The 23,134-nt window shown below is 63.3% G+C and carries 17 protein-coding genes; 6 read left to right on the top strand and 11 right to left on the bottom strand.

What is annotated here, in order from left to right; all coding sequences use genetic code 11:
* The first annotated feature begins 39 nt into the window (after positions 1 to 39).
* The 3 genes from KXR72_RS06575 (at position 40) to KXR72_RS06565 (ending at position 2,490) form a co-directional block, all read left to right on the top strand.
* Positions 40 to 333 carry a co-chaperone GroES gene (locus tag KXR72_RS06575; protein ID WP_003294630.1) on the top strand — a complete coding sequence of 98 codons (294 nt, stop codon included), beginning with the start codon at positions 40 to 42 and terminating at the stop codon, positions 331 to 333.
* 57 nt (positions 334 to 390) lie between these two features.
* Entirely contained in the window at positions 391 to 2,031 is a 1,641-nt protein-coding gene (groL, locus tag KXR72_RS06570; RefSeq protein WP_437420271.1) for a chaperonin GroEL, read from the top strand.
* Between the two features lie 228 nt (positions 2,032 to 2,259).
* Positions 2,260 to 2,490, top strand: coding sequence for a hypothetical protein (locus KXR72_RS06565; RefSeq protein ID WP_437420270.1), 231 nt, complete (start codon positions 2,260 to 2,262; stop codon positions 2,488 to 2,490).
* A gap of 62 nt (positions 2,491 to 2,552) precedes the next feature.
* Here the strand turns inward: KXR72_RS06565 and KXR72_RS06560 are convergent, their stop codons facing one another.
* The 7 genes from KXR72_RS06560 to KXR72_RS06530 all read right to left on the bottom strand — a co-directional run bounded on the left by KXR72_RS06560 (position 2,553) and on the right by KXR72_RS06530 (position 13,906).
* Positions 2,553 to 5,609, bottom strand: coding sequence for a multidrug efflux RND transporter permease subunit (locus tag KXR72_RS06560; protein WP_437420269.1), 3,057 nt, complete (start codon positions 5,607 to 5,609; stop codon positions 2,553 to 2,555).
* Positions 5,610 to 5,629: 20 nt separating this feature from the next.
* Complete coding sequence (locus tag KXR72_RS06555) at positions 5,630 to 6,784, bottom strand: efflux RND transporter periplasmic adaptor subunit (protein WP_437420268.1); 1,155 nt, start codon at positions 6,782 to 6,784, stop codon at positions 5,630 to 5,632.
* A 248-nt stretch (positions 6,785 to 7,032) separates the two neighbouring features.
* Entirely contained in the window at positions 7,033 to 8,658 is a 1,626-nt protein-coding gene (locus KXR72_RS06550) for a methyl-accepting chemotaxis protein (RefSeq protein WP_437420267.1), read from the bottom strand.
* 110 nt (positions 8,659 to 8,768) lie between these two features.
* The gene (locus KXR72_RS06545) at positions 8,769 to 9,863 is read right to left on the bottom strand and encodes a DUF1513 domain-containing protein (RefSeq protein WP_437420266.1); all 1,095 of its coding nucleotides are present in this window, start codon (positions 9,861 to 9,863) and stop codon (positions 8,769 to 8,771) included.
* Between the two features lies 1 nt (position 9,864).
* Positions 9,865 to 10,938, bottom strand: a complete 1,074-nt coding sequence (locus KXR72_RS06540; RefSeq protein WP_437420265.1) for an imelysin family protein — start codon at positions 10,936 to 10,938, stop codon at positions 9,865 to 9,867.
* A 38-nt stretch (positions 10,939 to 10,976) separates the two neighbouring features.
* Positions 10,977 to 12,395 (bottom strand): di-heme oxidoredictase family protein, encoded by a 1,419-nt coding sequence (locus tag KXR72_RS06535; protein WP_437420264.1) that lies wholly within the window; start codon positions 12,393 to 12,395, stop codon positions 10,977 to 10,979.
* A 161-nt stretch (positions 12,396 to 12,556) separates the two neighbouring features.
* Entirely contained in the window at positions 12,557 to 13,906 is a 1,350-nt protein-coding gene (locus KXR72_RS06530) for an imelysin family protein (protein ID WP_437420263.1), read from the bottom strand.
* A gap of 180 nt (positions 13,907 to 14,086) precedes the next feature.
* Here KXR72_RS06530 and KXR72_RS06525 point away from each other — a divergent pair, with 180 nt between their 5' ends.
* Together KXR72_RS06525 and KXR72_RS06520 are read left to right on the top strand one after the other, a co-directional pair.
* Entirely contained in the window at positions 14,087 to 14,665 is a 579-nt protein-coding gene (locus tag KXR72_RS06525) for a LemA family protein (RefSeq protein ID WP_437420262.1), read from the top strand.
* Positions 14,665 to 15,546: a GIDE domain-containing protein gene (locus tag KXR72_RS06520; protein ID WP_437420261.1), complete on the top strand. Its 882-nt coding sequence runs from the start codon at positions 14,665 to 14,667 to the stop codon at positions 15,544 to 15,546. Before KXR72_RS06525 ends, KXR72_RS06520 begins: the two co-directional genes overlap by 1 nt.
* A 9-nt stretch (positions 15,547 to 15,555) precedes the next feature.
* On the opposite strand, the gene KXR72_RS06515 is transcribed toward KXR72_RS06520, so the two are convergent.
* Positions 15,556 to 17,616 (bottom strand): putative bifunctional diguanylate cyclase/phosphodiesterase, encoded by a 2,061-nt coding sequence (locus KXR72_RS06515; RefSeq protein ID WP_437420260.1) that lies wholly within the window; start codon positions 17,614 to 17,616, stop codon positions 15,556 to 15,558.
* Between the two features lie 171 nt (positions 17,617 to 17,787).
* The gene (locus KXR72_RS06510; protein ID WP_437420259.1) at positions 17,788 to 18,411 is read right to left on the bottom strand and encodes a TetR/AcrR family transcriptional regulator; all 624 of its coding nucleotides are present in this window, start codon (positions 18,409 to 18,411) and stop codon (positions 17,788 to 17,790) included.
* Between the two features lie 256 nt (positions 18,412 to 18,667).
* Between KXR72_RS06510 and KXR72_RS06505 the strand changes: the two genes are divergently transcribed.
* Positions 18,668 to 20,599 (top strand): methyl-accepting chemotaxis protein, encoded by a 1,932-nt coding sequence (locus KXR72_RS06505; RefSeq protein ID WP_437420258.1) that lies wholly within the window; start codon positions 18,668 to 18,670, stop codon positions 20,597 to 20,599.
* 74 nt (positions 20,600 to 20,673) lie between these two features.
* On the opposite strand, the gene KXR72_RS06500 is transcribed toward KXR72_RS06505, so the two are convergent.
* Together KXR72_RS06500 and KXR72_RS06495 are read right to left on the bottom strand one after the other, a co-directional pair.
* Positions 20,674 to 21,495 (bottom strand): outer membrane protein OmpK, encoded by an 822-nt coding sequence (locus KXR72_RS06500; RefSeq protein WP_437420257.1) that lies wholly within the window; start codon positions 21,493 to 21,495, stop codon positions 20,674 to 20,676.
* A gap of 68 nt (positions 21,496 to 21,563) precedes the next feature.
* The gene (locus tag KXR72_RS06495) at positions 21,564 to 23,063 is read right to left on the bottom strand and encodes a nucleobase:cation symporter-2 family protein (protein WP_243606330.1); all 1,500 of its coding nucleotides are present in this window, start codon (positions 23,061 to 23,063) and stop codon (positions 21,564 to 21,566) included.
* Between the last annotated feature and the right edge of the window lie 71 nt (positions 23,064 to 23,134).

The following is a 23,134-nucleotide window of genomic DNA, read 5'->3' as shown; positions in this document are numbered from 1 at the left end:
GCGTCGGCATGGAAACCACCGTACTAGGAGAGATCGACAATGAAGCTTCGTCCTCTGCATGACCGCGTCGTGATTCGTCGCAGCGAAGAAGAAACCAAGACCGCAGGCGGCATCGTCCTGCCGGGCTCCGCTGCCGAAAAGCCGAACCGTGGCGAAGTCGTCGCTGTTGGCACTGGCCGCGTTCTGGACAACGGCGAAGTGCGCGCCCTGGCCGTCAAGGTTGGCGACAAGGTCGTGTTTGGCCCTTACTCCGGCAGCAACACCGTCAAGGTCGACGGTGAAGACCTGCTGGTGATGAGCGAGAACGAAATCCTCGCCGTCGTCGAAGCCTGATCAGCGCTCGCTGCTAAGCGACTGCGTTCCATCAACAGAATTTGAGGAAGAATCAACATGGCTGCTAAAGAAGTTAAGTTCGGCGACTCCGCTCGCAAGAAGATGCTCACTGGCGTCAACGTCCTGGCTGACGCGGTAAAAGCGACCCTCGGCCCGAAAGGCCGCAACGTGGTTCTGGAAAAGAGCTTCGGCGCTCCGACCATCACCAAGGACGGCGTTTCCGTTGCCAAGGAAATCGAGCTTAAGGATCGCTTCGAGAACATGGGCGCACAGCTGGTCAAGGACGTCGCGTCCAAGGCCAACGACGAGGCCGGTGACGGCACCACTACCGCGACCGTTCTGGCTCAAGCCATCGTCAACGAAGGCCTGAAAGCCGTCGCTGCTGGCATGAACCCGATGGACCTGAAGCGCGGCATCGACAAGGCGACCATCGCCATCGTCAGCGAGCTGAAGAACCTGTCCAAGCCTTGCGCTGACTTCAAGGCCATCGCTCAGGTTGGCACCATCTCTGCCAACTCCGACAGCTCCATCGGCGCGATCATTGCCGAAGCCATGGAAAAAGTTGGTAAAGAAGGTGTGATCACCGTTGAAGAGGGCTCGGGCCTGGAAAACGAACTGTCCGTCGTAGAAGGCATGCAGTTCGACCGCGGCTACCTGTCTCCTTACTTCATCAACAAGCCGGACACCATGGTTGCCGAACTGGACAGCCCGATGCTGCTGTTGGTCGACAAGAAGATCTCCAACATCCGCGAACTGCTGCCGGTGCTGGAAGGTGTTGCCAAGGCTGGCCGTCCGCTGCTGATCGTTGCTGAGGACGTCGAAGGCGAAGCGCTGGCGACCCTGGTCGTCAACAACATGCGCGGCATCGTCAAGGTCGCGGCTGTCAAGGCGCCTGGCTTCGGCGACCGCCGCAAGGCCATGCTTCAGGACATCGCCATCCTGACTGGCGGTACCGTGATTTCCGAAGAAGTCGGCCTGAGCCTGGAAACCGCTACCCTGGAGCACCTGGGTAACGCCAAGCGCGTCGTGCTGAACAAGGAAAACACCACCATCATCGACGGCGCTGGTCAGCAGGTCGACATCGAAGCCCGCGTTGCGCAGATCCGCAAGCAGGTCGAAGACACCACCTCCGACTACGATAAAGAGAAGCTGCAAGAGCGTCTGGCCAAGCTGGCTGGCGGTGTTGCCGTGATCAAGGTCGGTGCCGGCACCGAAGTCGAGATGAAAGAGAAGAAGGCCCGCGTCGAAGACGCCCTGCACGCGACTCGTGCAGCCGTCGAAGAAGGCGTGGTACCTGGCGGCGGTGTTGCCCTGGTGCGCGCGCTGCAGGCCATCTCCGAGCTCAAGGGCGAGAACGAAGACCAGAACGTCGGTATCACGCTGCTGCGTCGTGCTGTCGAAGCACCGCTGCGCCAGATCGTCGCCAACGCCGGTGGCGAGCCGAGCGTCGTGGTCGACAAGGTCAAGCAGGGTTCGGGCAACTACGGCTTCAACGCGTCGACCGACGAGTACGGCGACATGATCGAAATGGGTATCCTCGACCCGGCCAAGGTCACCCGTTCTGCTCTGCAGGCGGCGGCGTCCATTGGCGGCCTGATGATCACCACCGAAGCCATGATCGCTGAGATCGTAGAAGACAAGCCTGCTCCGGCCATGCCGGACATGGGCGGCATGGGTGGCATGGGCGGCATGATGTAAGCCGACTGGCACCTGCCTCGCTGTAAAAAAAGCCCCGCCTCGTGCGGGGCTTTTTTTTGCCCGCCGCGTGCAAGTCATGGCGCCGTCATCCGTCGCTGGCAACCTGGATCGCGACGCTGTCGGCTCGCTGCACAGAAGCGATTGACCGTTGGTCGCTAGACCGAGCGACAGGCTTTTCCCTGGTCTATGGTCAGGTTCTCGAATCACGACATATCAAAGGGTTGCGCGATGAAGCTGGAATTAGCTCGAGGACTGTTCATGGTCGGCGCGCTGGGCGTCGCTTCGTTGTGCGCCGCGGCTTGGAGCGAGCCCGACGCCCGAGTGATCGCCCGAAGCGACCTCGGCAGCCTGTGTCCCACTCCGCGTGTGGTCCAGGCCTCTCCAGCGGACGTTCGGCCGGATCATGATCTCTTGCTGTTCATGTACGGGCTGTCACAGAGCCTGGTCAGCCGTAGCTGACAGCGCGGCACATTCCAAAAACGGGCGGAGGCCCGTCAACGGACGAGCCACCGAGCGGCCTGCTATGCCAGGTGCGCGTGTTCCTGCCCATCCGTTTGCCGGTCGGGGCTCGCCAACAGGCTGTAGACGGCCGGCAGCACGAACAGTGTGAACAACGTACCTACGGTCATGCCGGTAGCGATCACCAGGCCGATGTCGAAGCGACTGACCGCGCCGGCCCCGCTGGCAACGATAAGCGGAACCATGCCGAACACCGTCGCCGCGGTGGTCATCAGTACGGGCCGCAGGCGAATGGCCGCGGCTTCTTCGGCCGCCTCCCGGCGGCTTAGGCCACGCTCGCGGCGCAGTTGGTTGGCAAATTCGACGATCATGATCCCGTGTTTACTGATCAGGCCGATCAGCGTCACCAGCCCGACCTGGGTGTAGATGTTCATGCTCGATAGCCCCAGGAATAGGGGCACCAGCGCGCCGCAGATCGACAGCGGTACCGTGACCAGGATTACCAGCGGATCGCGGAAGCTTTCGAACTGCGCAGCAAGCACCAGAAAGATCACTGCCAGCGCGAGACCAAAGGTCGCATACAGGGCGGTGCCTTCCTGAATGTATTGGCGCGACGCCCCGGCATAGTCGAAGGTAAAGCCCTGCGGCGCTTCCTCGGAGGCGATACTGCGTAACGTTTCGATGGCCTCGCCCATGCTGACGATGGGGAAGCCCTGAATGGTCGCCGCGTTGAGTTGCTGGAATTGCGTCAACTGGGTTGGCCTGGCACGGTCGCTGACGGTGATCAGCGTCGACAGCGGCAGCATCTCGCCGCGCTCGTTCTTCACGTAGTAATTGCTCAGCCAGCTTGGATTGTCGCGGTAGGCACGCTCTACCTGGGCGATCACCTTGTAGCTTCGGCCCTCAATGGTGAAGCGGTTGATCTCGCTTTCACCGAGTAGAGTCGCCAGGGTCAGGCCGAGGTCTTCCATGCTGACGCCCATCTGCGCGGCCTTTTCCCGGTCGATGTCCACGACCACCTCGGGCTTGTCGAATGCCAGGTCGACGTCGAGAAAAGCGAATTTGCCTGAGGCCTGCGCCTTCTCCCGGATGCGTTCAGTCACTTGCAGCAGCGACTCATAGTCACTGGCCGTGTTGATCACGAACTGGAACGGCAAGCCTTCGCCCGTGCCAGGTAACGAAGGCAGGTTGAAGCCAAACACCTGCAGCCCTGGGATTCGGTCGATCTTAGCCTGCACCTCGGGGAGCACCTCCATCTGTGTGCGCTCGCGTTCATCCCACGGCGTCATGAGAAAGCCGCCAATGCCACTCTGCACGCCGTTGAATCCATTGATCTGGAACCAGGAGTAGTACTGGGGGAACGACTTGAAAATCTCGAGGAACTGGTCCGTGTAGGCGTTCAGGTAGTCGAGGTTGGCGGTCTGCGGCGCGCTTGCCATCATGAAGATGATGCCTTGGTCCTCTTCGGGCGCCAGTTCGCTTTCGGTGAACATCAGCAATACCGGAATCAGGCCGAGTACGATCACCGCGAAAACGAACACGACCGGGCGGGTGTCGAGCGTGCTGTGCAGGGCACGTTGGTATCGCCGCTTCAAGCGATCGAACAGCAGATCCAGCCGGTGGGCAAGGCCGCTGGGATTCTCCTCGTGGCGCAGCAGCCGCGAGCACATCATCGGCGACAGGGTCAGCGCCACGATGCCGGAGATCAGCACGGCGCCCGCCAGCGTCAACGCGAACTCTTGGAACAGCGCACCGGTCAGCCCTTGCAGGAAGCCAATGGGTGCATAGACCGCCGCCAGCGTGATGGTCATGGTGACCACGGGCATAGCGATCTCGCGGGCGCCGTCGATTGCCGCCTGGAAGGGCGTCTTGCCCTGCTCGATGTGCCGGTGGATGTTCTCCACCACGACGATCGCGTCGTCCACCACCAGGCCGATCGCCAGAACCATCGCCAGCAAGGTGAGCAGGTTGATCGAGTACCCCATGGCCTGCATGACGAACAGCACGCCGATCATCGACAGCGGGATGGTCACCACCGGGATCAGCACCGAGCGCAGCGACCCGAGGAAGAGAAATACCACGACGATGACGATCACTACCGCTTCGGCGAGCGTCTTGACCACCTCGTCGATGGACGCCTGGATGAAGCGCGTCGCGTCATAGGCAATGGTCACTTTCAGGCCGGGCGGCAGCTGCGACTCGATCTGTGGCATCACCGCGCGGACTTCTTCGATCACGTCCAGCGGGTTGGCGCTGGGTGTGCCCTTGATGCCGATGTAGACCGAAGGAATACCGTCGAAGGAGCTGACGGCGTCGTAGCTTTCGGCGCCCATCTCGACCCGCGCTACGTCGCCGAGCAGCACCCGACTGTCGCCTTCGGTCTTGACCGGAATGCGGGCGAAGGCTTCCGGTGTCTTCAGTTCGGTGTCGGCGTTGATGCTGGTGACGGTGTATTGGCCTTTCACCTCGCCAGCGGCGGCGAGGAAGTTGTATTTGCGAATGGCATCGTTGATGTCCGAGGCGGCCAGGCCGTAGGCAGCCAGTTTCACCGGGTCCAGCCACAGGCGCATCGCGAACACCTGGTTGCCGAGGATTTCCGCTTCCGCCATCCCTGGGAGCGTCGCCAGTTTCGGCTGGATCACGCGCGACAGGTAATCGGTGATTTGCGGGTTGGTCAATTGGTCGCTGTAGAAGCTGATATACATCAGCGCGGTCGAATCGGCGGCCTGCTTGTTCAGTACCGGGTCTTCTGCATTTTGCGGTAGCTGGTTCTTGACCGAGTTGGCCTGACTGAGCAGCTCGGTGTAGAGCCGGTCAGTATCGGCGCCGATGCGGGCGTAGACGGAAATAATGGAAACGTTCTGCTGGCTCACCGAGGTCATGTAGTCGACCCCTTCGGCGCTGGCCAGGCTCTGCTGCAGCGGCTGGGTGATGTAGCCCTGAATGGTCTCGGCATTGGCGCCGGGGTAGGCGGTGGTCACGGTGATCAGCGCGCTTTCCATCTGCGGGTATTGGCGGATCACCAAGCTAGTGAACGCTTGGAGCCCGAGCAGCACGAGCAGCAGGCTGATGACGCTGGCGAGCACCGGACGACGGATAAAGGGGTCTGTAAAGGCCATAGCGTGTCCCTAGCGCCCAATCAGCGGGAGGTGGAAGGAGCGTCTGGTGCGCGCTCCAGGGTGCGTGACTCGGCAATCGACACGTGGGCGCCATTGTCGAGCTTGAGCTGGCCCGCTACGACCACCTGCTCCCCAGCCTCGAGGCCTTCGAGGACCACTACCTGGCCATCCCGACGCTCGCCGGTCCTGACGAAGCGTCTCTGGACAACCAGGTAGGGTTCGGTGCCCCGGTCCGTTGCCTCTGCTTCCTCACCTTCGGGCGGCTGACCTTCCTTCACCACCAACACCGAGTTGCCGTAGAGGGTGTAGGTGATCGCCGTCTCTGGAACGATCACTTGCGGCGCGTTCTTCGGCAGCACGACCTGCAGATCGGCGAACATGCCGGGCAGCAGGCGTTGACCGGGGTTCGCCAGCTCGGCACGAACCTGAACATTTCGCGTGGTGACCTCGACCTTGGGGTTGATGGCCACGATCCGGCCGTCGAACCGCTCGCCAGGAAACGCCGCGACTCGGACTTGCACCGTTTGGTCGAGGGCGAGTAGCGGCACCTGTTGCTCAGCCAAATAGAAATCGACGAAGAGGGTGGACAGATCCTGCAAGGTCGCCAATGGCGTACCGGCAGCGACGAAATCCCCGACGTCGACCTGACGGATGCCGATGGTCCCGGAAAAGGGCGCAACGATGCGCTTCTTCGCCAGGGTGGCCTTGAGTTGCGCCACGGTGGCAGCGGCTTTTTGCGACTCGGCGTTGAGACGGTCGTATTCGCTGCGGGAGATGGCCTGGCGGTCCACCAGGCTGCGCGCACGCTCGAACTCGGCCTTGGCCAGGCGCAGGTCGGCCTCGGCGGCGGCCAGGCTGGCGCGTTCGACCTCGCTGTCGAGCAGTACCACGGGCTGGCCTTTCGCGATTCGTTCGCCGGAGCGGAACTGGACGTCACTGATCGTGCCGGCAATCTCGACGGTGAGGTCGATACCTTGCGAGGCGGTCAGCGTACCGATGGCCGGCAGTCGACTCTGCCATGGCTCACGGCGTGCTTCGTGGACTTCCACGGCGATGGGTGGCTTGGGCGCCTTGAACTGCTGGATCTGCGAGTAGATGGTGTTGAATTTGAGCGCGGCGAGGATCAGTACCACGACGATCACCGCGCCGAGCATGAACAGCATGCGGCGCCACATGTTCCGTATTCCTTGGAGAGATGAGCCGGCTGCTAATGCCGTTGAGAGGCAGCCGAGGGACACGCATCACGAGTGCAGCCTTCGGCTAGCCTCGTTGTGTTGTTATCTGGACCAGGCAGTCCACTGAGGCGAGAGACGTTAGCCGCGAAGCGAACGCAAGTAAAGGGGAGGGCGGGCATTCGCGGCCGGCGAAAGCGGACAGGGCAGGCAGGCACGACAGAGTGGCCGGCCTGCCACGGTGTGCCGGGTCAGCTGGCCAGGCGGCGGGTGACGTCGCTCAGGCCGGTCGACAGGTCATGCAGATTTTGGCTGGCCCTCTCGGTGCGATTGACGTTGTCCAGATTGGTCGTCGCGATTTGGGTGATCTCGATCAGGTTGCGAGAGATGTCCTCGGCCACTGAGGTCTGCTCTTCGGCAGCGGTGGCGATCTGACGGTTCATATCGCGAATCGCCTCGATCTCCTGGGTGATGCGCTGCAGCATGTCGCCCGCCTCGGTCACTTGCTCGACACCCTTGTCGCTATGGGTCTGCCCGCTTTCGATCGCTTTGACCGCGTCCACGGCACCGGTCTGTACGGTGTCGATGATCTGGTGGATTTCAGCAGTCGAATCGGCAGTGCGGCGCGCCAAGGTGCGAACCTCGTCGGCCACCACGGCGAACCCCCGCCCGGCGTCGCCGGCACGTGCCGCTTCGATCGCCGCGTTCAAGGCAAGTAGGTTGGTCTGGTCGGCGATCCCCCTAATCACCTCGAGCACCTTGCCGATGCGCCCGCTGTCGGCTTCAAGCCGGCGGATGACGTTGGCGGTGTTGCTGATCTCACCGCGCATGTACGTGATGGTGTCGATGGTTGAGCGCATGACCTGTTCGCCGTCTTGGGCCGAGCCGTCGGCAGCGTCAGCGGCACGTGCCGCTTCGGCGGCGTGGCGCGCGACTTCCTGCGCTGTGGCGGACATCTCATGCATAGCGGTGGCGACCTGGTCGGTGCGCGAGAACTGGTCGCGGGTGCCCTGGCCCATGAGGGCGGCAATCGCGTTCAACTCGCCGCTGGCGCTGTCCAGGTCCGAGGTACTGCGCTGGAGACGGGTGAACGTGTCGGCGAGGAAATCTCGAAGCACATTGGCCGCTACGGCCAGGCGACCCAGTTCATCTTGGCGGCTGCTGTCGACCCGCTCGGCGAACTGCCCCTGGCTGAGGCGGGCGATGTGGTCGATTAAATGGCGGATCGGCGAAATCAGGTTGCGGTTGACCAGCCAGAGGCTGAACAGCGAGACCAGCACGCCAGCGGCCAACATGATCAGTGACCCCGCGACGATTGCCTGGTCTGCCGCCTGGCTGATCGTCGAGGCGCTTTGCTGCGCGGAGTTGCGCAATTGATTGACCAGTGCGCTGAGCTGGTCGCTGGTCGCACGATCGATACCCTTGACGGCGGCGTCTCCAGCGCTGGGGTCTGCATCAGCGGCGAGAAATGCATCGCGACCCACTCGGTATGCGGCACCCAGCTTGCGGTGTTCGTTTTGCAGACTTTGCAGTTGAGTGGCCAGAGCGGCGTCGTGCTGGTTGGCTTGTACCAGGGTGGTTAGGAGCGCTTGCACTTTGGCTTCCTGCGATTCGAAGCTCTGCCAGTATTTATCGAGGTTTTCGACGGACTTGCCCCGCAGCAGGACGTTCTTCCATTCCTGCACCTGAATCTTGAATTCAAGATTGGCTTGATCGATCAACCGTGAGGCTTCGATGGGGCCTTTAAGCAGCTGCTGGTAAGCCGCAATGTCCTTGGATAGGAAGGAAAAGCTGGCCAGCGCGATGATGAGCATCGTCGCCAGGCTGCCGGCGATCAGCGCCAGCATTTGTGCACGCAGGGATTTATTGAGCGTCATGAACGGTCTCGCATCGAGTGAGGTATTGCCGCTGACGCAGGGCGCGCCGATGGCCGACGACGTCCATGTCGCACCCTATTTCGGCCTACGGCCTCGATACTTGAACGTGCTCAGACCAAGCGCATGTGGTTGTCCCAAAGCCCTGCCGGGAGTTGAAGGGGAGTGCTGGCGAAGCGGTCACCGGTGCAGTCGAGCAAGCGGCAGCGCCCCTGGCCTGAGGTCACCACGAAACCGGTCTCGACCGAGGCGACGCCAGCACAATCGGGCAGGTGGATCTCGGCACGCAGCGCCGTGCTATCCAGGTCCCAGACGAACACGGTGTTGCCGCGCGGCGCTGTGACGGCGAGTAACCGCAGGCGATCGTGGATTGCCAAGCTGGCGGTGTACTGGTTCATCGCCATGCGCTGCGCCTCTTCAAGCGGGAAGGGCTGGAAGGGCTGGCCGGGGCGCTTGATTGCCAGCAGCGGCGCGCGGTCCATGGCGTCGCCTTCGTACTGCTGGCCGGATACCACGGTACCGTCGGCCGCGACCGCGAGGTGACGCACGCTGTTCATCTGCTCGGGCAACTGCTCCTTGCTCACCAGGGTGCCATCGCGGCGCAGCAGCACCAGGCTCGGCTCCATGGCGTCGAGGTTCATCATTTCTCGGCTATCGGCTTCGGTGCGGATGCCACCGTTGGCGATGACCAGCGTCTCGCCATCCGGCATCCAGAGGAGTTGGTGCGGGCCGATGCCATGGGTGGCGTGCTCGCCGATGCGAACCAGTTGGCGCTCCTCGACCCGGTAGACGCCAAGCACGCCGCGGCCGGCATCGGAGGTGTCGTTTTCGGTGGCGTAGAAGCGATCGCCGCTGGCATGGAAGACGCCGTGCCCGTAGAAGTGGCGATCCGGCGCCGCGGTGATGACCTGTAGCAAGGTGCCGTCACGGCTGTCGATCAGGTAGCTCTCGCGGCTAGGGCGGCGGCCGACGAATACGGCCAGTGGCAGGTGCGGGTGGGCGTAGATATCGTGGCAGCGCTCGGCCACCGGCGTGGCGAACACGCGAGTGCCGTCGAGGCGATAGCCCACCGCGTAGTGCCTGCCATCGCTATCGTCGCGTGCAGACAACAGGAGCGGTTGATCCGAGGCGTGGGTGAGTGTCCAGCCACCGACTGCGGTAGCAGCGACCAGGGCACCGCCCAGGCCTAGGAATGCGCGGCGCTTCATATCAATCTCCGTCGTGAGCGTTGAAGCCTATCTGTACGCCCAGCGCGCGCGCCAGTTCGGTCTGATGCAGACGGTGCAGGGTGTTCAAGTCGTCATAGAGGGCGTTGAGGCGTTCACGTCCCGGTTCGTCGGCGATGAGCTCGCTGAACGGCACCATGGCGTCGGCGAGGTGCTTGCGCGTGGTGGCGTAAGCGACATCAATGCGAGACACCAGCTCCTTCTGATCAGCGGGCACCAAGCGCTTCAGGCCGTCATCATCCGCGCCTTGCCATAGGCGCTGAGCACCGGCTAATGCGGCGTCGATGCTGCCAAGGGTGGCATCGCTGCGCCAGGCCTCAGCCTGGAACGGCTGGGGATGGCCTTTGCTCTGACGCCCCAGTGGCGCACCGAGCTTTTTCTTCAGGCCGTCCAATGCCGTGACCTGAACGCGCATGATGTCGGAAATGGCTTCATTGGCGTCGGCGTAGCGCTCGTTGGGAAATTCCTTGAGCTGTGCAGCCATGCCATCTTCCGCTTCCCAAACCTGCAGCATGTCCGCGGACAGCTTCTGCTGGTGCTCGCCGATGGCCTCCAGCAGAGGGCAATAGCGTGCCTTGGTGGCCTTGTCGGTGAGGTCCACGGCTTTGTCGTACAGCGCGTACTCGTAAGCAGTCAGACCCTGCAGCACGACGCTGCCATTCTCGATGTCCGCTTGCGTGAGGTTGGGTTTGCGCTTGAGCAGGGCGGTGACCTGGCGGCCGACAAGGTTCTTCTTGTCAGGCCAGAACTGCACTTGCCAGGCGCGGTTGCCTTCGCCCATGGGGCCGATGAGTATCGGTTGCAGCCCGGCCCAGGCGAACTGCGCGGCGAGGAAGGTCTCGCGTGTGGCCTGCAGTTCCTCGTTGCCGGCGCAGAACGCGATGCTGCTGGCGGCCATGCGCCGGTTGGCCTCGGCCCACTGGGTGTAGGCGGGGAGCAGGACGTCGTCGGCAAGCGCTTGGCTCGTTTCGGCGTAAGGATCGCTAGGTGCGCAGGCGCTGAGTAACAATCCCACGGCAGTGACGGCGGCTAGCCGTAGACAGGAATTCGCGTACATGGTGCTCCTCGCTGTGGAATGGAATCGCTGTTTCATGACTAGAGTGATTCGAGAAAGGCCAATAGGGCCTGGCGTTCGACCTGGCCAAAGCCAAGCACGGCCTGTTTTGCCTGCTCCGCTTCGCCACCGTGCCAGAGGATCGCCTCGAGCAGGTTGCGCGCACGGCCATCGTGCAGAAACTGGGTATGCCCATTGACCGTTTCGGTCAGCCCGATTCCCCAGAGGGGCGGCGTGCGCCATTCGCGGCCGCTGGCTTCGAACTCGGGCCGGCCATCGGCGAGGCCTTCACCCATGTCATGCAGCAGCAGGTCGGTATAAGGGCGGATGAGCTGGTTGGCCAGCTCCGGTTCGGCGGCGTCGGCGGCCGTGGTGAAGGCGGGCACGTGGCAGCGCTGGCAGCCGGCTTGGTGGAAAAGGCCCTTGCCGGCCAACACTTGAGCGTCGCCCACGTTGCGCCTCGCCGGCACGCCGAGGTTGCGGCTGTAGAACAGCACCTGGGCCAGAATATTGTCGCTCACCTCAAGTTCACCGCCGTTGGGCAGCGCGCGGCATTCCTGCTGGCGCTCGGTGCAGCTGGTGCCGTTGAACAAGCGGGTGCTCAATCCCATGTCGTTGAAGAACGCGTCGGCATTTTGCTGGTTGAGCGAAGGCTGGCCGGCCTTCCAACCGAAGCGGCCCATCACCGTTTCGCCGGTCGCCTGGTCGAACACGCGGTTGGGGCGGCCGGAAATGCCGTCGCCGTTGCGGTCATCCGGGTCGGCATGAGCCAGCAGCGCCGCTTCGGGGATGGCTTCGAGGAGCCCGAGACCGATCATCGGTGGCGCCACGCGCACTGAAAACAGCGTCTCCGGATGCAGAGGGCCATAGCCCAACTGCGAGATTTTCAACAGGGGCGTGCGAAGCTCGACTTCATGGCCATCGGCGAACCGTTCGGTATGGGTGCGGTAGTCGAGACGGACCTTGCCCTCTGGCGCGACGCCAGGGATGGCCATGTCCTGTAGCTGCCCGCCATAGGTCGGCTCCGGCGCGATACCGCGCTGCCTGAGCACCTCCGCATGGCCGTCTTGGGCGGGTATGGAAAGGCGTACCAGCATCGAAACGGCATGGCCCGCGTCGCCTTCGACCGGGTGCCCGCGACCGTCCTTGATATGGCAGTTCTGGCAGGCATTGGTGTTCATCAGCGGCCCGAGGCCGTCGCGGGCCGTTGTCGAGGCGGGCGCGATCACCCAGGGGTTGCGGAAAAAGCTGTTGCCGACGCTGAAATCCACACGTCTGATCGGCGCCAGGTTGGCGGCGGGCATGGAGAAGGCGTTCTGGTCGAATCGCTTGATCGTTGCGCTGCCAGCCGAGAGGGCTTCGCCAGGTTCAGCCTGCTCGAAGCGAGGGGCCGACTTGTCGCAGGCGCCGAGCGCGAGCGCAAATAGCAGGACGAGAGCTGAACGGCATGACGGGCGCATCGAGTGACCAGGACCTTGTAAGGGGCGGCAATCTTAGCAGGCCGGGCGCGGCTAAATAAGAGCAATTTTCATTCAGGAGGCCAGGCCCGCCAGGCAGGCTCGGATGAGGCGCTGGCGGGCTGGAAAGGCTGCAGCCTTGCGCTGCAGCCGGTCGACAGCGATCAGAACTCGTGATCGGCGGTGTCGGGGTTCAGGTCGCTGATGCCAAGCGCGGCGGCAGCGCTTTCGATCGAGCCGGTCTGCTTGACCAGCGCGCCAATCGCGTCGCGAACCTTTTGCTGGCCTTCGCTATTGTCCGGGCCAATCAATTGGTCGAAGGCTTCACCGTTCTCGGCGCTCGTAACCAGGACCTGCATTTTGGCTTCGGTGGTTTCCAGATCCGCCTTCAGCGTGCTGTTGAGCTCCGGGTTCACGCCTTCGACCAGCGAGGCCAGGCTTGGGCCGGTCAGCTTGCTTCCGTCGACGCGGTCGTACTCGCCCAGGTAGACGTTACGGATGCCCTTGGCGTTGTAGTAGTGCGAGTTGTGGGTGTTGTCGCTGAAGCAGTCGTGCTCGTCCTCAGGGGAGTTGGCTTCCAGCGCGACCTTCATGCGCTCGCCAGCCAGCTCACCCAGCGAGAGGCTGCCCATGCCGAACAGCATCTTGCGCAAGCCGTTCTCCGCCGATTCCTTCTCCAGGCTGGCGCGATAGTTGTCGGCGCCCGGTTTCCACTCGTTGACCATCTCTTCGAGATCGCTGACCAGCAGCTCGGTGGCCGCCTTCAGGTAGGCGCGACGGCGGTCGCAGTTGCCGCCGGTGCAGCCATCACCCTCGACGAAATCGCTGACCGGACGCTGACCTGCGCCCGCTTCGGTGCCGTTGAGGTCCTGGCCCCAAAGCAGGAATTCGATCGCGTGGTAGCCGGTGGCGACGTTGGCTTCGGAGCCAGCCAGCTCGTTCAGGCTGGCCAGCTTTTCGCCGGTGATGTCACTGACGTCGATCTTGTCTTCGCCAACCTGAATTTCCTTGTTGGCGATGATGTTGGCGGTCGCACCCGGGTTGCCCAGCGCGTGCTGATAGTCGCCGTCCACGTAGTCGATCATGCCTTCGTCCAGCGGCCAGGCGTTGAGCTGGCCTTCCCAGTCATCAACCACCGGGTTGCCGAAGCGGAACACTTCGCTCTGCATGTAGGGGACGCGAGCGGCCAACCAGGCCTCTTTCGCAGCTTGCAGGGTTTCGTCGGTCGGGTTGGCCAGCAGTTGGTCAACGGCTTCCTGAAGCTTGAGGGCCGTGCTGTGAGCGTCACTGAATACCGCGTGGGCGATGTCGGCGTAGTGCTTGACCACGGCCTGGGCCGCTTCGCTGTTCACCGTCGCTGCTGCAGCCTCGGGCGCAGCCGCTGCCGGCTCGCTCTGGGTGGTGGCTTGCGGTGCGCTGGCCTGTTCGGCGGGCGCTTTGTCTTCGCCGCAACCAGCGAGAGAAATGGCGACAGCCAACAGGCTGGCGGTTGCCCAGACGGGTGTGCGTAGCATGGCGGGTTCCTTTGCTTGCGGGTTTGTATGAACGCGTCGGCAGCCAGGCTGCGACAAACGGTATCGGAGCATAATGCGAAAGATTTTCATTTTGTGCAAAGAAATTGCGTGCAGCCCATCGCGTATGCGGTGCACGGCTGTCGCTAGAATGCCGCTATCCCTTATCCATGGAGTGGCCTAATGAGCCCGAGCGCCGTGATCCTGTTGGTTCTGCTGTTTCTCGCCGTCACCTATGCGGTTGTGCTCTATAACGGGCTGGTGCGCCTCAAGCATGGCGTCGGCAAGGCCTGGTCGAACATTGACGTGCTGTTGCGACAGCGCCATGAGGAGTTGCCCAAGCTGGTCGAGGCCTGCAAGCAATACATGCAGCATGAGCGGTCCACGCTGGAGCAGGTCATCAAGGCGCGCAATGCCGTCTCGAGCGCGCGCGAGCAGGGCGATGTCGCGGCGTTAGGCCAGGCGGAGACGGGCTTGCGCGCGGGGCTTGGCAGGCTGTTCGCTGTGGCTGAAAGCTACCCCGAGCTGCGTGCAAGCGAGAGCTTTCGCCATCTCCAGCAGCGTATCAGCGGGCTGGAAAGCGGAATCGCCGATCGCCGGGAGCTGTATAACGAGGCGGTCAACTTGAACAATGTCCGCATAGAACAATTCCCGGATGTGCTGCTGGCACGCACCTTTGGCTTTCGCGAAGCGGCGCTGCTGCAGTTCAGCGAGGCCGAGCGTGCGGATGTCGACCTCAAGCCCTTGTTCGACCGCACCTGATGGATGGGGCTTGGCTGCAGCCTGCGGTGGGTGCCGCGTTGGCGCTGGCCGGTGGCTGGCTTTGGATCGGGCGCTGGACGCGGCTGCGTCATCTTCAGGACACCCCCACCTCGCGAATCCGCTCGGCCGCACAGGGTTACGTCGAGCTCGCCGGCGTGCTGGCCGAATTGGTCGACGCACCCCAGCAAATCGCCCCGCTGACAGGCACACCATGCCTGTGGTGGCGCTACCGCATCGAGGAATATCGTGAGACCAGCAAGCGTGGAAGCTGGCGGGTCGTCGAGCAAGGCGCCAGCAGCGCTTTGCTCAGGCTGTTCGACGGGAGCGGCGATTGCCTGATCGACACCCGCGGCGCGGAGGTGCTGCCTAGCCGTCGCGATCGGTGGTCGGGAGACGTGCGTCATCCTCGCGGGCTGCCCGTCACCGGCCTGCGGGCGTGGCTCGGCGGCACCCGGCGTTATCGCTATACCGAGGAGCGGCTGCATCTGGGTGAGCCCCTGTATGCGGTAGGAGACTTTCGTAGCGACGGTGGTGGGCGAGCAGGTCTGGCGTTGGAGGCCGCGCGAGGGGAGGTCATCCGAGAATGGAAGGGCGAGTACGATGGCCTGTTGCGGCGTTTCGACAACAACCGTGACGGCCAGCTCGATGTGGCCGAATGGCAGCGGGTACGGCTGGCTGCCGGGCTTGAAGCCGAAGCGAGGCATCGTCTCGCCAGCGTGCAACCAGTCCGGCATTTATTGGCCAAGCCGGACGAGGGGCTGCCCTTCGTACTGTCGAGCCATGGCGAGGAAGTGCTGGTGCGGCGCTATCGCTGGCAGGCGCTGGGTGGCGCCTTATTCTGCATGCTCGGTGCGCTACTCGTGGCAACTAGCTGGACCTGACTGTTCACGTCAGAGCGTCTCGGGATTGAACGTGCGTTCGAAGCGCAAGGACTGGCGCAGCAGGTTTACCAGCTCGTCGGCGGGAACGGGTTTGCTGTAGTAGTAACCCTGGCCTTCGTCGCATCCCTCGGTAACCAGGTAACGCTCCTGCTCCGCGGTTTCCACGCCTTCGGCGATGACCTGCATGCCAAGGCTGCGTGCCAGGTGGATGATCGCGCGCACGATGGTGGCATCGCCTTCGTCGGCGTCCATGTCGCGGACGAAGCTCTTGTCGATCTTGATCTTGTCCAGCGGCAGGCTCTTGAGATAACTCAGCGACGAATAGCCAGTGCCGAAATCATCAATGGCGATCAGCGCGCCGGAGCGGCGCAGGCTGTGCAGGTTATGCGTGGCGGCGGCGATGTCTTCCATCAGCCCGGTTTCGGTTACCTCGAGCTCCAGCGTTTCCGGCGGCAACTGGTGGGTCGCCAACAGGTTGCCGATCACGTTAGGGAGCTCGGCATGGTGCAACTGGACCGTCGACAGGTTCACTGCCATGCGCAGCCCGGTGAAGCCTTGCTGATGCCACTCGCGAAGTTGGCGGCAGGCCTGGTCCAGCACCCATTCGCCGATCGTGATAATGCTGCCGTTCTGCTCGGCCAGCGGGATGAAGATGTCCGGCGGAACCATCCGACCGCTGGGGTGCGACCAGCGTAGCAGGGCCTCGACACCGGTGATGCGCTTGAGCCGGTAATCGATCTGCGGCTGATACACCAGCCTGAATTCGCCGCGCTGGATGGCCTCGGCAAGGTCTTTCTGCAATTCCCGCCGCTCGCGGATCTCGCTGTCGATGCTGGCGACGTAGAACTGGTAGCGATTGCGTGCCCGGCTCTTGGCCAGGGTCATGGTCTGTTCGGCCTTTTGCAGGAGCTTCTCGGTGCTGTCCCCATCCTCTGGAAACAGCGTGATACCGATGGTCGCCCGCAGGCGGACGTTGTCTCGGTCAAGGACGATGGGCCGTTCCAGGTCGTCGAGCACCTGCTGCGCCAGTTCGGCGGCTTCGTAGGGCTTGTCGAACCCGGAAAGGATCATCACGAATTGGTCGCCGCCGAGGCGGGCCAGCGCGCCGATGCGCCCGCTCTGCTTGCGCAGGCGGTCGGCGAGGGCGATCAGCATGCGGTCGCCGTTCTGGTAGCTGTACTGCTCGTTAACGCCTTTGAAGTCGTCGAGGCCCAGGCACAGCACGGCCACTCGGCGCTGCAGCCGCGCGGCCTCGGTCAGGATGTGGTCCAGTTGCTGCTGCAGCTGGAGCCGGTTGGGCAGGCCGGTCAGGAAGTCGAACTGCGTCATGCGCTCCAGGTTGCTCTCGGCGGCGTGGCGCAGCTGCATGTTGCGTTCGATCGAGGCGAGCAGGCCGTTTGCTGTTTCCACCCACAGGCCCAGTTCATTGCCTTCGTGCCCCTTTAGCATGGGCAGCTTGTTCTCGCTGGGGCGATCGGGATTGATGTTGGACAGGTGCTCGATGAGCTTGGTCAGCGGCCGGGTCAGCAGCCACTCGTAGATCAGGTAGAGCACGAGCCCCAGCGTCAGCGCGCGCAGCATGCCGACGATGAAGATGACCAGCGAATTGCTGACAAACTCCTCGCCATAGCGCGCGGTGTCCAGGGTGATGCTGAGGTCGCCGTAATATTCGTTGTAGGGCGGTCGGCCGATCAGGGGGATCGAAAAATTCTGATCGCGCCCGAGGATGGGGTCGGTGATCCAGCGGGTCGGCTGCTCGGACAATGGACGGGACTTGAACGCCAGCGGATCCTCGCCGGGGTGACCGATGGCTGCCTTGCGGATCGATTCGTGCTGGAAAAGGCCTTCCATCACCTGCGCGCCCATTTCCCTGTCGAGGCTGTAAATAGCCTGAGTAGACGGATCGCGCGTCATGCGGAGGATGCGTTGCGCCTCCGCATCTATCAACTGGCGAGTGCTATAGGCGTTGTAGATTATCTGCGAGCAACTCAATACCAGCCCGACGGCCAGCGCCGACAGCAGGACGATACGTAACAGTTGTCGCGACAGGCTGCTGCGCAGGTGGCTCAAAAGAATTTCCTTTTTCCGGGCCGCTTGTTCGCCAGTATTGATACGCGCAGGACATACGTCAAAAGTTGGCGCCGTCCTGTATGGCAAAACGTTATCAAAACACATCGCTTGCCGCAGAGCCGCCCGTCGAGGATTCAAGCCTTTGCCGGGCAGGGCGACGGACCGGGGCGATCAGCCGTGTGGCACGGCGTCCTGAACGTCGCAGCCCTTGATCACCAGGCGGATGATGGTCTCGGCGGCGGCATCGTAATCGGAGTCGTCGAGCCTGGCCTTGCCGGTCACGGTAGAAATCTGCCAATCGAAATCGGCGTAGGTCTGGGTCGCCGCCCAGATGCTGAACAGCAGATGGTGAGGATCGACCGGGGCCATCAAGCCGTCGTCGATCCACCGTTGAATGCAGGCGACGTTGTGGCTCGCCTGGGCGTTGAGCTGCTCGGCACGCTCGGCGGGTAGGTGTGGTGCGCCATGCATGATCTCGCTGGCGAAAACCTTGGAGGCGCAGGCGTGCTCCCGCGAGATTCGGATCTTGGTGCGAATGTAAGCGCGCAAGACGTCGGCCGGATGGCCCGGCTGGTTGAACGGCTCGGAGGCTTGCAGCAAGGGCTCGACGATGCTGTCCAGCACCTCGCGGTACAGGTTTTCCTTGCTCTTGAAGTAGTAGTAGACGTTGGGCTTGGGCAGCCCGGCGCGCTCGGCGATGTCGCTCGTCTTACTCGCGGCGAAGCCTTTCTCGGCAAATTCCTCGCTTGCCGCACGGAGGATCAGTTCTTTGTTGCGCTCGCGGATACTGGTCATGGGCCCCTTCGATTCACTACCTGCGAGGCCGGTTGGCCGGGCGGGAATCCTAGCACCTGCGTCCCGGCCGTCTCAAGGAAGCGGAACGCTCGCTGGCCGGTCGCCAACGCTGCTGTTCGCCTGATGCATGACGGTCCGCCGGACGGTCCTCCAGCCTCTCGTCCGTGCAGTCGATAAATACCTGGCGTCAGAAATTCAAGTTGTATACATTTTTGCTGATAGATGTGTACTTAATCCTGTGCTCGAGGGTCACCCTATGCCTTTCATGCAACGCAGTATCCAGTGGCAGTTGATCGTCAGCATGGGGGCGGCCCTGCTGACCAGCCTGCTGATCGTGATCCTTGTGTATTCATCCGCGGTCAATCGGCTGGCCGAGCGCTACCTGGTGGGGCAGGCGCTACCGGCGAACGTCGGCGCCATCGGCAAGGACATCGAGCGCACGTTGACCGCGCCCATCACTGCCACGGCGGGGATCGCCAGCAATGCCTTGGTCCATGACTGGCTGCGCAGCGGCGAAACGGGGCTCGATGCCGATGCGGTCGGCCGCTACCTGGAGGGCGTCAAGGCTCAACAGAAGGCGTTGACGACCTCCATCGCCGTGCTTGAGAGCGGCAACTACTATTCCGAGGCTGGGCTGTCACGCACGCTCAGCCGCAGTGCTGCTGGTGATGCCTGGTTCTATAGCCTGGCCGACAGCAGCATCGAACGGCGCTTCGAGATCGACATCGACAAGACCACCCGCCAGCCCACGCTGTTCATCAACCAGCGGATTGAGTCGGGCGGGCGCACGTTGGGCGTCGCCGGTCTCGGCTACAGCTTGAGCAGCATGTCCGAGCTGATCAGCAATTTCCGTTTTGGCGAGCGGGGTGAGGTGTATCTGGTCAACGCGGACGGGCGGATCAAGGTGCATCCACGTGCCGAGCACAACGACCGTACTGAGCTTGGCACGCTGGCCGGGAGCGACGCCGCTCGCCAACTGCTGGGCGGCACACGCGATGCGGTGCGCTTCGATCGGGACGGCGAAGCGTACCTGGCAATCGCCCGCCCGCTAGAAAGCCTAGGCTGGGTCCTGGTAAGCGAAGTGCCGGAAGCGGAAATCTTCGCCGAGGCGCGTCGCACCTTGTGGACCATCAGCCTGATCGGTGCCTGTATCGCGCTGTTCTTCCTGGGCTTGGTCGTCTGGCTCGCGCGTGGGCTGGTCAAGCCGATCCGGCAGGTCACCCAGGCGTTGGTCGAAATCGGCGGAGGCGGCGGGGACCTGACTCGACGCCTGGACGAGAGCCGCGCCGATGAGCTGGGTGACCTGGCTCGCGGCTTCAACCGCTTCATCGCAAGCCTGCGAGTGTTGATCGGCGACGTGCTGACGACCAGCCAGCAATTGCGAACGGCCGTCGGCCAGGTGGCGCAGGTGGTCGACAACACGGCGACGCGTGCCGGTCGCCAGCACGAGATGACGGACATGGTCGCTACCGCCGTGCACGAAATGGGCCTCACCGTGCAGGAAATCGCCCGTAACGCGAGCAACGCGGCGCAGGCCTCGCAAGGTGCGCGCAGCGAGGCGATGCAGGCGCGCACGGTCGTTGGCGAGTCCATCGCGCATATCGAGCGGATGTCCGGCGAGATCGGCCACGCGGCCGAGTCGGTGACTGACCTGGCGCAGCAGGTCGCGTCCATCGACAAGGTGCTGGCGGTGATCCGTAGCATTTCCGAACAGACCAACCTGCTGGCCCTGAACGCCGCGATCGAGGCCGCCCGTGCCGGCGAAATGGGGCGCGGGTTCGCCGTCGTTGCCGACGAGGTACGTACCCTGGCCAGCCGTACCCAGACGTCGACCGATGAGATCCAGCAAATGATTCAGGGGCTCAAGAACGGCGCGCAGACCGCTGTGAATTCGATGCATGCCGGTCAGGCGGCGACGGGGACGGGTGTGCAGGCCAGCCAGCGCACCGGACAGTCGCTGAGCGCCATCACCGAGCAGGTCGAGGCGATCAGCGACATGAACACCCAGGTCGCAGCGGCGACCGAGGAGCAGAGCAGCGTGACCGAGGAAATCACTCATAACGTGCAGGGTATCGCCGACCTGGCGCAGGCTACGGCGCGGGACGTGCAAGCCTGCCGGAGCGACTGCCAGGCGCTTTCGCAGCTGGCGGAAGACCTGGGGCGGCAGATGGGAAGTTTCCGGTTGTAGCCGAAAGCGCTGACCACGAAAAAGGCGACCCGCAGGTCGCCTTTTTCCTTTCCTTTACAAGCGCGGCAGCGGCTCTAGAAATGCGCCTTCACCAGGAAGCTCGCCGTGTTCTGGTCGGTTGGCCCCACGAAGTTACGGCTGACGAACCCGCCATCCTCGATCCCGTACTTGTTCGACCAGTAGTCGTACTCGAAGCCCACGTAGAGCCGTCCCGGCTCCCCGTCGAGTGCCTTGCCCAGGTCGTACTTGATCTGCGGGTTGATGTGCAGGTTCTTCGAGACGAAGTCCCCGCGGCGCTCGGACCCGGCGTCGTTTACCACCCAGTCGATGAAGCCATCGAAGAGGATGTCGGACTTGCCCACCGGGATCGTGATCGCCCAGGTTGGCGTGACTTGCCACTGGCCGGCCGGTTTGCCGGTACTGCCGTCCGGCTTGCGGTAGTAAAGGTTGATGGCCAGGCGATCGAAGCCTGGCACGTCGAGGTCAACCGCCGGGCCGAGCAGGTAGTTCTGGTTCGGTACGCCGTCGGTGCTCTCGCCGCGCTCATAGGTGGCGGCGAGCAGCACGTCCTTGACCGGGCCTAAGGCCAGGTCTTGGCCGCTGAGCTTACCCAGCGACAGACGCGGGCTGAACTCGCCGTAATAGGTGTGGCCATCGCTGCCGCTGACGCCGTTGTAGAAGATGTTGTCGATGAACAGGAACATGTCGCCCCAGGCCCAGCCGCTGGCGTGTTCGAAGGTCAGCGTCTGCTGGATGGGCGGGTTGATCTTGTAGTCCTTGCCGTACAGGTAGGTGAGGCTGTTGTTCTGCCAGTGCAGCATGTCGTCGGCGAAGGCGGGCGCAGCGAGAAGCGTGCCGGCCAGAGCCAGCGAGAGCGGTGCGAGCTTGGAGGTCATGCGGATACCCTTTTGGTTTTGTTGTTGTAGGCGGAGGGGCGCGCCAGGCTGCGATGCCCGGCGCGCGGTCAGCCGGTCGGGGTGAGTTGGGCGGAGGGATCGCGGGTGATCGCCTTGGGCTCGGTCTTGGAATAGTCCGGGATGTTCACGGCCAGGGTGTTGGTGCCGATCGTGTCCTCGATCAGGTTGTCCGGGTCGTAGTTGTCGTCTTCCTCCGGTTCGCGGGGCAGGAAGAAGTTGAGCAGGATCGCGCTGAAGGCACCGATGGTGATGGGTGAACCGAAGATGTTCTTCAGCACCTCGGGCAGGTGGTTGAGCACATCCGGTACCGCTGCCACGCCCAGCCCCAGGCCCAGCGAGATGGCGACGATGAGCATGTTGCGGCGGTTGAGCCCGGCTTCGGCGAGTATCTTGATGCCGGCGATGGCAACCGTGCCGAACATGATCAAGGTCGCGCCGCCGAGCACCGGCTTGGGCATCAGTTGCAGCACGCCGCCAACGACCGGGAACAGCGCCAGCAGGATGAGGATCGCGGCGATGTACAGCCCGACGTGCCGGCTGGCCACGCCGGTGAGCTGGATCACGCCGTTGTTCTGGCTGAAGGTGGTCATCGGCAGGCTGTTGAAGGTCGCGGCGAGCAGCGAGCTGCAGCCGTCGCCCAGGATGCCGCCCTTGATCCGCTTGAGGTACAGCGGGCCCTTGACCGGCTGACGCGAAATCATCGAATTCGCGGTGAGGTCGCCCGCCGTTTCCAGCGGCGTGATGAGAAAGATCACCGCGATGGGGATGAAGGCCATCCAGTCGAAGGCGAAGCCGAACTTGAATGGCTGCGGCACGCTCAGTGCCGGTAGCGTGGCGAGGCTGGAAAAATCCACCATGCCCATCATCCAGGCGGCGGCGTAGCCCACCACCAGCGCGACGATCACCGCGGACAGCCGCAGCAGCGGAATGCCGAAGCGGTTGAGCACGATGATGGTGCCAAGCACCAGACCGGCCAGTGCGAGGTTGGGCAGGGCGCCGGGGTCTTCGGCGCCGTAACCGCCAGCGATGTCGGTCATCGAGACCTTGATCAGCGACAGGCCCATCAGGCTGATGATGGTGCCGGTGACCACGGGTGTGATGATCCGGCGCAGCCGGTCGATGCAGCGGCTGACGGCGATCTCGACGAACGCCGCGCAGAAGCTCACACCGAAGAGCGTCGCGAGGATGTCTTCCGGGGTGCCGCCGCGGTTCTTGACGATGAAGCCGGCCGCCAGCACCACGCTGAGAAAGCCGAAGCTGGTGCCCTGCAGGCAGAGCATGCCGGCGCCGATCGGGCCGACGCGCCTGGCCTGGATGAAGGTTCCGATGCCGGAAACGAACAGCGCCATGCTGACCAGATAGGGCACATGCTCGCCCAGGCCCAGCACGCTGCCGATGATCAGGGTCGGAGTGATCACGCCGACGAAACTGGCCAGCACATGCTGGATCGCGGCGAAGGTGGCGGGGAGTGGACCGGGGCGATCTTCCAGCTGGTAGATCAGGTCCTGATTGGGAGCGTCACCGCTCCTGGGTTCGGTTGCGGTCATGAGTCAAGCCTGCCATTCGTTATTGTTCGGTCATGGGCTTTCGAGGCTGCACGGACCTCTATCACTGGCCG

It is taken from the genome of Stutzerimonas chloritidismutans (assembly GCF_051486945.1).
GTDB lineage: Bacteria > Pseudomonadota > Gammaproteobacteria > Pseudomonadales > Pseudomonadaceae > Stutzerimonas > Stutzerimonas chloritidismutans_B.
Note: the sequence above shows the minus strand (reverse complement) of the source record. Positions and strands in the feature narration are given on the sequence as shown.